9 protein-coding genes are annotated in these 13223 nt (G+C 40.7%); 2 read left to right on the forward strand and 7 right to left on the reverse strand.

What is annotated here, in order from left to right; all coding sequences use genetic code 11:
• Positions 1-27: 27 nt before the first annotated feature.
• Positions 28-1191 carry an NAD(P)/FAD-dependent oxidoreductase gene (locus OQX61_RS22590; RefSeq protein WP_265844096.1) on the reverse strand — a complete coding sequence of 388 codons (1164 nt, stop codon included), beginning with the start codon at positions 1189-1191 and terminating at the stop codon, positions 28-30.
• Positions 1192-1629: 438 nt separating this feature from the next.
• Between OQX61_RS22590 and OQX61_RS22595 the strand changes: the two genes are divergently transcribed.
• Both OQX61_RS22595 and OQX61_RS22600 read left to right on the forward strand, forming a co-directional pair.
• Positions 1630-4686 carry a TonB-dependent receptor gene (locus OQX61_RS22595; protein ID WP_265844097.1) on the forward strand — a complete coding sequence of 1019 codons (3057 nt, stop codon included), beginning with the start codon at positions 1630-1632 and terminating at the stop codon, positions 4684-4686.
• Between the two features lie 24 nt (positions 4687-4710).
• The gene (locus tag OQX61_RS22600) at positions 4711-6135 is read left to right on the forward strand and encodes a RagB/SusD family nutrient uptake outer membrane protein (protein WP_265844098.1); all 1425 of its coding nucleotides are present in this window, start codon (positions 4711-4713) and stop codon (positions 6133-6135) included.
• Positions 6136-6268: 133 nt separating this feature from the next.
• On the opposite strand, the gene OQX61_RS22605 is transcribed toward OQX61_RS22600, so the two are convergent.
• The 6 genes from OQX61_RS22605 to zwf all read right to left on the reverse strand — a co-directional run bounded on the left by OQX61_RS22605 (position 6269) and on the right by zwf (position 13215).
• Positions 6269-7261 (reverse strand): type IX secretion system membrane protein PorP/SprF, encoded by a 993-nt coding sequence (locus OQX61_RS22605; RefSeq protein ID WP_265844099.1) that lies wholly within the window; start codon positions 7259-7261, stop codon positions 6269-6271.
• A gap of 18 nt (positions 7262-7279) precedes the next feature.
• Entirely contained in the window at positions 7280-8221 is a 942-nt protein-coding gene (locus OQX61_RS22610; protein ID WP_265844100.1) for a gliding motility-associated C-terminal domain-containing protein, read from the reverse strand.
• 16 nt (positions 8222-8237) lie between these two features.
• Positions 8238-8963, reverse strand: a complete 726-nt coding sequence (locus OQX61_RS22615; RefSeq protein WP_265844101.1) for a PKD domain-containing protein — start codon at positions 8961-8963, stop codon at positions 8238-8240.
• A 29-nt stretch (positions 8964-8992) separates the two neighbouring features.
• On the reverse strand, positions 8993-10378 hold the full coding sequence (locus OQX61_RS22620; RefSeq protein ID WP_265844102.1) for a hypothetical protein: 1386 nt from the start codon (positions 10376-10378) through the stop codon (positions 8993-8995).
• 508 nt (positions 10379-10886) lie between these two features.
• Positions 10887-11612, reverse strand: coding sequence for a 6-phosphogluconolactonase (gene pgl, locus OQX61_RS22625; RefSeq protein ID WP_265844103.1), 726 nt, complete (start codon positions 11610-11612; stop codon positions 10887-10889).
• A gap of 91 nt (positions 11613-11703) precedes the next feature.
• On the reverse strand, positions 11704-13215 hold the full coding sequence (gene zwf / locus OQX61_RS22630) for a glucose-6-phosphate dehydrogenase (RefSeq protein WP_265844104.1): 1512 nt from the start codon (positions 13213-13215) through the stop codon (positions 11704-11706).
• Positions 13216-13223: the final 8 nt, after the last annotated feature.

Below are 13223 nucleotides of genomic sequence, written 5' to 3' on the forward strand. Positions count from 1 at the left end.
CTGTATGATCGTTTCTCCTGGTAATCGTTATCGGTTTTCTGTCAGTTCATTGCTAATCTCCCCGGCAATCATTATCGGTTTTCCGTGGGTTTGCTTAATCATCATTGACAATAAAAATGGATATTTTATTAATATACGCATGAATTTGCTGGTCAGTTGTTTTTTTCTCAGAATTCCTGACATTACTTTTCCAGCAGTTATGCGACTCAGAAATTGTTGATTCCACAATCTTCGGTATTGCCACTCCATTTGAGACCTCGATGAAGCTCCTTTTTCAAAATAGGCAATCACACATGATGCGCAAATTTTGGCGCTATGAATCGCAATAGCCATCCCGTTCCCGCAAAAGGGATGAATCAATCCGGCAGTATCGCCAATCATGAGGATATGATTCTCTACCAATGATTTCTTTTCAAAAGAGATCTGGCCAATGGCGATCGGTTGCTCAAACAGAGGTTTTAAACCTTCAAATATTTTCTTTAAATGAGGGTTTTGATAGAGAACCTCCAGGCGATGCTCCGGAATGCTTTTGTACTTTTTGAAAGAATTATAATCTACGAGGTAACAAATGTTAATCCTGTTATTTTCTACTTTTGAAACGCCACAATAGCCGCCATCGAAATTGTGAATTGCGACTAAATCATCAGGAAATGAACCTTCATAATGCGCTTTTACAGCCAGCCATGGAGATTTTCTTTGAATGAAATTGCGGGATAGTTTCTGATCGAGGCCATCCCGTTTACCATAAGCGCCAATCACAACTTTGGCTTTGATCAATTGCTGGCTGGCCAGTTTTACGCTGAACAAGTCATCTTCAAAACTAAGGTCTGTCACCGTATCATGAATCATTTGACAACCTCTGGCAATCGCCTCTTGAAAAAGAAAATGATCTAATGAATATCTGCTGATGCCAATGCCTCCTAAAGGTAATTCGGTTTGCAGGACTTTCCCGTCATTGCTAGAAAACTGAAATTGATGAATAGGTACAGGAGACAGGGAGCTCAAATCCAGGTCCAGCCATTCCAGATAGGGCAATACTTCATTTGATAAATATTCACCACAAACCTTATGATGCGGGTAGCTGCTTTTTTCGATCAAGGTAACCGGGAACCCTGATTTTAAAAAATGAAGTGCTGCAGTTAATCCGGACAGACCGGCACCTATAATAAGTATTTCCACTTTAGTTTCCATGAATTTTATCCCTTGTTGTTAATAACAAGGAGATTAAAGATTTGGTTTTTAACTTGTTTTATAATTTTCATCCTAATGATTTAAGAATTTCACCCCTTGATAAGCCCGTTGATTCCTACATTGTAACACCAAATATTAAATTCATGAACCGATACTTTTCGAAAAAGTATCCAGCTGTATTGGAAGTTTTTCCATACTGATCTCTTGCTGTAATATTTGAGCACCAACAAAAAAATAACGCAAATATCTTCTTTTAAAGATTGAAATCTTCTAATCTCCAGATAGGATATAAGAGGAGAAGGATGGTCATAACAAAAATGTAAGGAAGAAAAACAACAGGAAGAGTCAGCTAAAAACCAGCTGCTCTTAACCAACAACAACCAACCAAGAACAAACAATACGAATAACCAATAACCAATAACCAAAACCAAATATAATATGATGAAAAGAATCACCCTTCTTATTGCTTTTCTGCAATTCTGTTGCATGATTACATTTGCACAAACCGGACCGGTCACAGGGACGGTTAAAGATAAATCCAGCAATCCTATTCCCGGAGTTTCCGTAAAAGTTAAAAGCTCAGGAGCCGGCACTTTGACTAATGCCGAGGGTAAATTTTCTATAGCCGCTAAAACCGGCGACCTGCTTGTCTTTACCAGCATAGGTTTTATCACACAGAACTACACGGTTGCCAAAGGGCAAATAAATATAACCCTGGCAGAAGACAATACCGATTTAAATGAAATCGTAGTTGTTGGCTATGGTACCCAGAAGAAAAAAGACCTGACGGGTGCAGTTTCTTCTATTACGGCAAAAAGCCTGGAAAATGTACCGATAACCCGCGTTGATCAAATGATACAAGGTCGTGCGAGTGGGGTACAGGTGACACAAACACAAGCTCAGCCCGGAGGGACCGTAAGTTTGAGAATCCGTGGTACCAACTCCATAAATTCGAGCAATGAACCTTTATTTGTCATCGACGGATTCCCTGGAGCGGGGAATTTAAGCTCGATAAATCCAAACGATATCCAGTCCATTGACATCCTGAAAGACGCTTCTTCTATTGCAATTTATGGAAGTAGAGGGGCAAATGGTGTGGTCATTGTGACCACTAAAAAAGGTGCTGCGGGTCAGTCGTCCATTAATTTCGAAGCTTATCATGGCCTTCAAAAAGTAAGAAACCCTTACAAGATGATGGATGCTACACAATATGGGAACTACCTGAATGACGTACAAAGGCTGACGAATATTGAAACTCCGGCCTCTGCAAAAGCTTTGCCTTATACCGATGCGCAAATTGCCGCTTTAGGCAAGGGAACAGATTGGCAGGATGAAATTTTCAGAACCGCTCCAATCAGCAATTACCAGCTTAATTTTATCGGAGGAACGACGGATACTAAATACAACCTGAGCATGAACTATTTTGATCAGGAGGGGATTATCATCAATTCCGGTTATAAAAGAGCGTCTGTCCGGTTTAATCTGGATAAAAAAGTAGGGGAGAAACTAAACTTTGGGTTTACTTCACAACTTACCGCCGGCCTCGATAAACGTGCATTGGTGAATACCAGTGGTGGTTCCAATGGCGGTGTTTTACTGGAAGCCCTAAGGATCAATCCGGCAGTTCCGGTCTTCACAAACGGCGATTATACGGTTCAAAACGGCCCCACAGGTTACGTTTTTGCCATAGGAAATCCGGTTGCGTATGCTAATAAGACCACTAACCGATACAAAAACCTGCGCGGCTTAATGAATTTCTATGGAGAATATGAAATCATTAAAGGTTTAAAATGGAAATCAACTTTTGGGACGGATTTCAATCTGCAAACCAGAGATTTCTATGTGCCTTCAGACCTTTTTGTGGGTAGTAATACCCTTGGGGCAGCCAGAAAAGAATATGCAGATAATGTGAGTTGGGTAAATGAAAATACGCTGACTTACGATAAACAAATCAATAAAAACAATGCGATAAATGTGATCGGTGGATTCAGTATGCAGGAATTTTACAATAATGATTTCTTTGCGGCGAGTAATAATTTCTTCACCAATGTATTGGGCGCAGATAATATCGGAATCGGTGCAAATGTGCTGGTGCCGGGCTCCGGGAAGGTAAAAAACAATCTGGCTTCCTTTTTTGGCCGTGTCAATTACCGCTTGATGGATAAATATCTGGTTACTTTCACGATGCGTGCAGATGGTTCTTCGAAATTTGGTGCTAATAATAAATGGGGATATTTCCCTTCAGGAGCGATTGCATGGCGTGTCATTGAAGAAGATTTCATGAAAACACTGCCATTTGTGAGCGACCTGAAATTGAGAGCCAGTTATGGGGTTTCCGGCAACCAGGAGATTGATCCATATCAGTCAATTGCGCGTTACAGCGTTAATGGCGCAACATTGGGTGGCAATCGTGTGGTGGGCGTATCGCCAAATAACATCCCGAATCCTGATCTGGCCTGGGAATCTACTGCTTCATTTGATATAGGTTTAGATCTTGCTTTATTCAACAACAGGATCTCTTTAACCGCCGATTATTATAGCAAAAAAACGAAAGATCTGTTACTAAATGTGTCGATTCCAAGAACAGCTGGTTACAGCAGTATTTTGCTGAATGCCGGAGGGGTATCGAATAAAGGTTTTGAGTTAGCGATCAACACGGAGAATATCATTGGAGAAAAATTCCAGTGGAGTACCAACCTTAATTTCTCTATGAACAGAAATAAAGTGACCGACCTGGCCGGAGAAAAAGAACGTTTTGTAGGAGATGCAAGCAGCGCGCTTTTCCCTTCCGGAAATAGTGGGACCAGCATATTGAGAGTAGGGGAATCAATCGGTTCCTTCTTCGGATACCGCTTTTTGGGGATCTGGCAAACTCAGGCAGAGATCGATGCCAGCGGTATTAAAGGGGTATTACCAGGAGATCCAAGGTATGCAGACCTTACCGGTGATAACGTAATTGATGCGAAAGACCGTGAAATTATCGGCCATGCGCAACCAGATTTCATTTATGGGATTACCAATAATTTCACGTATGGCAGGTTGAATCTGAATATTTTCATACAAGGTGTGCAGGGCGATGAAGTCTTAAATCTGAACAGGTATGAGATGGAATCCGGTGATATTACGACCAATAAACTAGCCTCTGTGGTCAACAGGTGGAGTGGTCCGAATACCAGTAATACCATTCCGAAAGCCAACAGTACCTTGCGTAGAAGAACCGGCATAACCAGTGATGTAGTCGAAAACGGTAGCTTTTTAAGGCTGAAAACAGTGTCACTTGCTTACAACTTAGCCATTGGCAAAAGACTGGGTAAAACCATTAAGTCTGCCGGCATTTTCATGACGGGTACCAATCTGGTCACTTTTACCAATTATAGCGGTTATGACCCTGAGGTAAATTCTTTCGGGCTTAGCAATGGCTTAAGTTTAAACACAGATTATAACGCTTATCCCACCACAAGAACCTATACTGCCGGCATCAGACTGGGCTTTTAATTGATCACCTATTAAGAAAAGATAATGAAAAAGATAAATATATTAATCGCCGTTATGGTGCTGCTGAATATGTCGTCCTGTAAGAAATTCCTTCAGGAGGATGCTTATGATTTTATTTCTGAGGATAACTTTTATAAAACGGAAGGCGACGCTTATGCGGCTTTAAACGGTGTGACGAGCGTAATGCAGGCACAGCAATATTATGGGCGTACGGTATGGGTTTTAAATGACCTGACGGGCGATCAAATGAAAGTAGGTTTGCCTCAAACCAACAGGCCGGAGTTGTATAGTCAGACCTATACTTCCACCAACGGGGAGGTGAGCAATTGGTGGAACAACTCTTATGTGCTGATTAACCGTGCGAATGATGTGATTCAAAACGTAGAAAAGGGCCCGATTACACCTGTAATAAGAGATAACATTGCCGGGAACGCTAAGTTTTTACGTGCATTAGCGTATTTCGACCTGATCAGGAGTTATGGTGATGTGCCTTTAATCATAAAGGCAACGGAAGGTTCTGACAATTTGAAACCATCCAGAACACCTATAAAAGAAGTATACGCACAGATTATAACCGATTTGAAATTTGCTGAGGCTAACTGTCTGAAAGAAGATAAGATTCCTGCGGCAAGTAAAGGACGCGTTTCCAGTGGTGCTGCAAGTGCTTTACTGGCAAAAGTATACCTGACCAGAGCAGCTACGGCTGCGGCAGAAGCTACAGATTACCAGGATGCACTAACGGCTTGTAATAAGGTGATTGCGGTGAGTCCGGGGGTATATACTTTGCTGCCTTTCGCCGATGTCTTTAATCCTGATAAGAAAGCGACTAATAAAGAAGAAATTTTTGTCGTGCAATTTGGTCTGGCGCCAAGTACAGGGACGATTACGCCAAGGATGCATTTGCCTAAATCCGTGTTTCCTAATGATGGAAACGAGGCTTTCTACGTGGAAAATGCTTTTGCTTTATCTTATTCGAATACGGATCTGAGGAAAGCGGCAACAATTGGCGTGGTTCCTGGGACTGCTAATTTCTATTACCTAAAGTTCACTGATCCCGCCAGACAAGGGAATAGCGCGAGAAACAATTGGGTGATCCTGCGTTATGCTGACGTGTTATTGATGCAGTCGGAAGCCATGAATCAATTGAATAGTGGCGATCCTAATAAGTTCAATGGGATCAATGCGGTTAGAAACAGAGCCGGATTATTGCCATTAACTCCGATAACCACACCCGGGAAAGAGGACTTTATCAGCGCATTGGTGGACGAAAGAGGCTGGGAATTTGCTGCTGAAGGACAAAGAAGATATGATTTGTTGAGACTTGGCCGAATGAAGCAGCAACAGCTGAAAATACATAACATTACGCTGGATGATAAATACCTGCTGATGCCTGTTCCTGAAACAGAAAGGACATTAAATGAAAACTTAACGCAAAATACTGGTTTTTAATCCTAAAAAATACCTTAGGTATACAAGATTCCAATGGTATCAAAACACACATTGGCATTAAATTAACCAACAAACGAAGTCCGGCGCTTTTAATTAAGTAGCCGGATTTTTCAATTAAATGCGTTCCGGATAATTAAAAATCATAACATCTGGTTTCTCTGTTTCGTCTGTAATCTTTTCTATTCTCTTTCTTATTGATGTAAAAACCAACAGAAATCTCATGGCTCCCTGAATTATAGCTTTGCAGCTTATTGATAGAATAATCATAAGAATAACCAATTCTGATATCCGGAGTGGCAAAGATTTCAGTGATCAAGCCGATTGAATTATTAGCAGGTAAGTCCTTTTGAAGATTTTGATTGTGAATGTTAAAGGAAGATCGATAGAAACCACCCAGCCAAACTCTTTCTTTAAGCAGGAAGAAGGCATTTAGATCCAGAGAGGTTGGTCCTTGAATGTCGTCTTTTATAAGAAAGGAAGGTTTAAATCTAACATCCTCATTGATCGTAAACAATGCACCTGCTGTGAGGTAGAAATGAGGCTTCGGTACAGGAATCAGTAGTTCTCCATCTCTGCTGTTTGACATATACTTTGCAAGGATGTTTGTTGCAGAAAATCCTGCATAGTAATTGTCATTGGAAAAATAAACACCTAATCTGGCGTCCGGGAAAACTTGTGTTTGTGAGGCGTAGGGTATGGTAATATCTCCCGGGTTGATCGTCTGGAGCTGGCTGCCATCTATGCCTAATTGCATCATTCCTGCGGCCAATCCGAAGGATAGGGTAGAGGATTCATTGTCATTCAGGTTTAAGTGATAGGCGTAATTTGCAAAAGCGCTAAGGTTACTTTGTGCACCGATCTGATCATTTGAAATGATCATTCCCAGGCCGACTTTGCCTTCTTTAAAAGCATCATCTGCCGCGATAGAAAAGGTTTTAGGGGCACCTTTTATCCCTTGCCATTGAGCGCGGTAAAAAGATTGTACATAAAGGTCTCCTTTTGTACCCGCATACGCAGGGTTAATATGAAGTCCATTAAAAATGTATTGCGTGAATTGGCTATCCTGCTGTGCTTTTAACCCTATGGTGATACAGCAGGTAAGTAGTAAGAGAAAATAAAACTTCATGTTTGGAGTGTTATATTATCAACGGATTATAGTGACAAACCCCTTGTAGACTTCCCAGGTATTATTGGCCATTTTAACCTTTAGCAGGTAGAAATAAGTGCCTTCTGTAAGCTGAGAGCCATCCCAATCATTCTTGTATGGCTTTTTCTCCAGCACAGATGAGCCCCAGCGATTGAAAATACTCAGTTCATTTTCAGGATATCTTTCGAGCCCTGTAATGGTAAGCGCATCATTTTTTCCATCGCCGTTTGGTGTAAATACATTGGGAATAAATAAATCTGAGACCGATTTACGATCTGTAGAAGTGTTGTTTGCCAGATTGGGGTCGTTTTCAGTCGCTGTAACCGTGGCCGTGTTTTCCAGTATACCAGGTTGTGATGGTTTTACTTTTATTCTCAGGCTCGCTGATTCTCCGTTCTCCAGTTTCTTAATTTCCCAAAGTACAGTTCTGCTGCCCGGTGTATAATCTGCCAAACCCAGCGTCGGATTAAGGAGCTGTTCTAAAACCATGTTCTCAGGAAGGATATCCTGGACTCTGACCTGATTAGCCACTCCGGCTCCATTATTTTTTACCTGTAACTGGTATTCAAAAACGTCATTTACGGTAATTGATTTCTTTTCTGAACTTTTGGTGATCATCACATCTGCAGAGATAGTGACCCCCGGATCAATTGTGACTTTAACCGGTGTAGAAATCGATGATGCGCATCCAAGCGAGTTGAAGGCTATAACGCTATACCTTCCCTCTTCTGTAACTTTAAATTCTGATTGATTTGCATTATTAATTTCGGTTCCATTTTTTATCCATTGGTAACTCGTTGCATCATTAGTGTTTGCTTTCAGGATTAATGAATACCCCACAGGAACTTTTACTTCCTGTGGGGTATCAGATTGCGCAAAGCATGTTGCTGCACCGAGCAGCAACATACTAAACGTAAGACTTGTTTTCCTGTTAAACATTTGTATTAATGACCTATTAGTTAGCTACAAGTACTGGACTGATTATCGGAGCAGTTGGAGTATTCTTGATTGTAACTGTAAATGCACTAGATTTAACTACACCACTATCATCACTTGCTGAAATCAATGTGTTGGCTGGTAGATTGTATTTCGCGGTTGCTACATAGTAATGGGCACCAACTACAACCTCAGTAAGCAGGTAAGTTTCGCCAGTGCTTACTTTTGTCAGGCTAGTGATAATATTATCATTAACTATTGGCTTGAACCATTCAATTTTTGTTAGATCAGGTATTACGGTTGGAGGAGCAGTTTCCGAGCCGTAACTGATTGCTGCAGTTAGTGTTGACCTGTCATCTGCTTCAACGTTTTTACAGTAGGCATTGGTTCCAGTGATGGTTACGGTAAATGCCGGGAGTACATAAATAGTTATATCCTGAGCAAAATCCGGGTCTGACCAACAACCATCTACTACATCTTGCACACTTACTCTTACTTTGTATTCTCCGGGAGCAGTGAATGGATGAGTAAAGGCACTGGTTGTTTGACCCGTAATTACTGAAGCACTATTTGAAGGGTCAACTACTGTCCATTTGTATCCAGCAAGATTAGTGGTGGCAGCATTAATTGTTACATTTTTGTTTAAATAAGCATAATAAGTTGTCGCCGCATAGGAAAAATGCGCTAATAAAGTAAACACGATTAAAAGGGCTACTTTTCTGAAAATTGTAATTGTTGTTTTCATAACTTTTTTATTTAAAATTTATAAGTTTATTAGTTTGGTACTTGAGGGCTTATTGGAACTGAGTGTGGCTTGGGTAAAACCGTTACGATCACCGGAACACGTTCAGATTCAGCAGTACATCCAGATTTCGCCGTAGCAACATAGTATGTTGTTGTTTGTGATAAGGAAGGGGTAACATATGTGTTTTCTGTAGCAGGGGTTAGAGCTGTGCCACCAAAAACAGTTTCATACCACCTTAATTCATTTCCAGTTGATGGAAGAGTCGCCGTTAATGTAGCCTTGTTTCCTGCGCAAATAGTTACATTTTGTGAAGCAGGTGAAGGGAATTCAGGTTTATGGGGCGTACGTTGTATTTCGTGGATATTAAAAGCGGTTAAAAGGCTCAGGACGGCACTAGTCGAAACCTCGATTCTGTCAAAAATGGCAGATGGAACAACTGATACTGTATATGGTTTTCCAGCTTTTATTAGTGACAACAGGTCTAATCTAAGTAATGAGCTTAATCCGACAGTGGGTTCTATTTTAGTTGTGCCATTATAAAATGTTAACCTTAAATCACTAAGAAGATCTAAATTTACTAATGCGGCCGGGGATATTGAGAAGGTTACTGTTGCTGCATCACCGGGATTTGATAAGGAGGAAAAATAGGCTGTTTGTTTAAATGAGGTTAAAAGTGATACTGCAAAATCGAATGTAGAATATGTGCTGAGATCTCCATCAATTGCTTCTTTGGGCCTTAAAATTCCACCTCCCAAACTTACTCCTGGTGTAGCTACGGTTGTATAGTTTGCCGGGCTACAAGTCGGGTTAAGCATGTAGGCATAATAAAGATTAGCAGAGTTTGTTGATGTAATTCCAAGCAAACCAGTATCATCGGTGTCAACTGTGATTCTTATAGAACTGCAAGCAAGAGTGGGCGTAAATACATAGTCTCCGGAAGATGTGATGGGAAGGGTGGAAAATAATGAGGCAAGACCAACGGCTACTCCTGTACTATTGTATCCTTGAACTTTTATTTTGGTTAAGTTAGCTCCGGTTAGTTTAATAATAATAGGTGTTTGAGCTATTGGTGTATTGGCACCAGTAAAAAACAGATTTATAAAAGCATAAGAGGCGGCACCTTTGCCTCCACCAACTCCTGTTCCAGATGTGCCACTTGCTGCTGCAAGGGCCGCAGAATTTGTGAGATCAGCATCACTAGCGAATGCCGGGGATGTAACGGAAAAAGTTCCTTTGGTACCAGCACTTCCCAAGGCACCTTTAACTCCACCTTCTCCACCAAAACCGTCAGCATTCAATAATGCTGGCCCAACATATTGTGCATATACCTGCTGCCCTTTCACATCTCCTCCCCAGGTCACTATTAACGTTATAGTTAACAGTAACAAAAAACAATTTCTACCTATGTTTTTCAAACTGAACAGCGACATTTTATGAGAGGTTTCAGTTATTTTATTACCCTGCGGATAAATAAAACAACTTTTTATTTATGTTGCCTCAAACTTAATAGAGATTACGGGTTTAATAGCCGTTCAGTTTGTTCATTAATTCCCTAATATTTTAGCGATTTATTCCTGTTTGAAGTAGAGAAGTTTTAATATTCTCTTTTGGAGGTGTTTTTTGTGATTTATTTCTCTTTAAATGAAAAGTATTGAAATTTATTTTGCTTAGTTCTCAAAAATAGCAATAACTCTATTCAGGTTTTTTAATTCTGGAACGTGGATAATTCCTTAAAACCCCAGCCAAATAACTAGTTTTTGGGGAAAGATGTCCTCAAAAGACCACACAGTAAAAAAAAAGGAACAATATGCTGCAGTTAAGGAAAATAAACCGCTGAACACAGAGATACCGGATGAGTAAAACAAGAAAGGCCGGCAGCCATAAAATGACTGCCGGCCTTTCCATACCGTTAACTACAAAACCTTAATGGTCTAACAATGCTGCGGCAGCATCATCCAGGAACCAGGTTACGCTACCGTCAACTGGATTAATCAACTGTGTAGGATATAATTTAGGGTTTTTCTTTTGATCTTCAATCACATGTTTCACCGCTTTGGCTTTATTCTCACCAAACACTAAAAACGCGATGTTTTTCGCTTTATTGATCAGTGGAGCCGTAAAGCTAATGCGGTACGTAGAAAGTTTTTCAACGAATACAGAATCCACTTCTACTTCTTTACTGTTCAGGATAGAGGTGCCTGGAAACAGGGAAGCGGTATGTGCATCATCACCCATACCTAATAAAATCAGATCGAAACAAAGGTCTGCACCTTCGAAATGCGCATTAATTGCCTTCGTGTACTCAATTGCTGCCTTTTCAGGAGCAAGTGTAGTATCCACATAGAAAATCTGGTTTGCAGGAATCTCTAACAGGTCAAGCATTGCTCTTTTTGCCATTAAGCCATTATAGCTCTCATGATCAGGCATTACATTTCGTTCATCGCCGAAGAAGAAATATACTTTAGTCCAGTCGATTTTATCTTTATAGGTTGTAGCCAGCGAATGGTACAATTCTTTTGGAGAGTTACCCCCGGTCAATACAAAATTGAAATAGCCTTGTTCCTCAATCGCTTTATTGGCGATCGCAACAATATAATCTACTAAATCCTGTTGTAATTCCTCCTGGGTTTTATAAATCAATAAGTTCATTGGTAATGGTTTTATTCGCTAAAAGGCTAATTCCGAATCGGTGTAGACCGTATCAGAATTAGCCTCTTGAACAATGTTTATTTTATATTTTTTATTCGTCTTTCAAAGGTAGTGTGAACCAGTGGAAGCCATCTCTGGCAATCAGTGCTTCTGCATCTTCAGGACCCCATGAATCTGCCGCGTAATTAGGGAAGCTCAATGATTTTTTAGTCTCCCATGCATTCACGATTGGCATTAACAATTCCCATGCGCTTTCCACCTGATCTGCACGCATAAACTGCGTTTGATCACCAGTCATTACATCTAATAACAAGGTTTCATAAGCTTCCGGTGCTTGAGAAGAATAAGTACCTTTATAGTCGAACACCATGTCTACAGGGTTTAAAACCATGTCTAAACCTGGTCTTTTTGCCTGTACCTGTAAGCGGATACTCATTTCCGGCTGGATGCTAATGATCAACCTGTTCTGCTGCCAATGTTCCGTAACTGCTGAAGGGAATACCTGATGAGGCACATCCTTAAACTGAATGGTAATCAGCGAAGAAGTCTGGTATAAACGCTTTCCTGTACGCACATAGAAAGGAATTCCCTGCCATCTCCAGTTGTCCACAAAGAACTTAATTGCGGCAAAAGTTTCGGTATTAGAATCTGCAGCAACACCAGTTTCATGTCGGTAACCCGGCACTTCTTTTCCTTCAACCCAACCTTTAGTATACTGTCCGCGGACCGTACTAAACCTGATGTCTTCCGGACTAAAAGGACGCATTGCTTTCAACACATCTACTTTTTTATTTCTGATCTCGTCGGCGTCAAAGTTAATTGGCGTCTCCATACCGATCAGGCAAAGCAACTGTAAAAGGTGATTCTGGATCATGTCTCTTAACGCACCAGCACTCTCATAGTAACCACCTCTTTCACCAACACCCAATTGCTCTGTTACAGAAATCTGTACATGGTCAATATAAGTACGGTTCCATAGCGGCTCTAAAAACGAGTTCGCGAAGCGGAAAGCCATGATATTTTGAACCGTTTCCTTACCAAGGTAATGATCTATACGATAAATCTGTTTTTCGGTAAAGATGCCGGTAAGAATGGCATTCAGTTCTCTTGCAGTTTCTAAATCTCTTCCAAAAGGTTTTTCAATTACGATTCTGCAATTGTCCTCATCACCTGCCAGTTCAAAATCAGAAAGGCATTTAGCGATTAATGGGAAAAGGTTAGGGGCTACAGCCAGGTAATAAAGAACCTGCGTAGTAGGGCCAAATTTCTCTTGAAAATTCTGGATATTAGCTTTTAAAACACCGAAAGTTTCCGGAGCTTCCACATCTACAGGACTATAAGAAATATGTTCTGCAAATTTGCTCCACTTTTCTTCCTTCACCTTACCGGATCTAGAAAAGCTGTTTACACCGCCCATTAGTGTTTTTCTGAAGTCATCATCCGTAAGCTTCTTTCGGGCTGTACCAATAATCTCAAATTTTGAGGGCATAAAACCATCAGAATATAGATTGTAAAGTGCAGGCGCAAGTTTGCGCAAATTTAAATCACCGGTACCACCAAAAATGACGATTATGGTTGGATTGACGTTGATGCTTGTTTTCATTTGTGAAA

Origin of the sequence: Pedobacter sp. PLR (genome assembly GCF_026239675.1) — a bacterium.
In the GTDB taxonomy this organism is placed as follows: Bacteria; Bacteroidota; Bacteroidia; order Sphingobacteriales; family Sphingobacteriaceae; genus Pedobacter.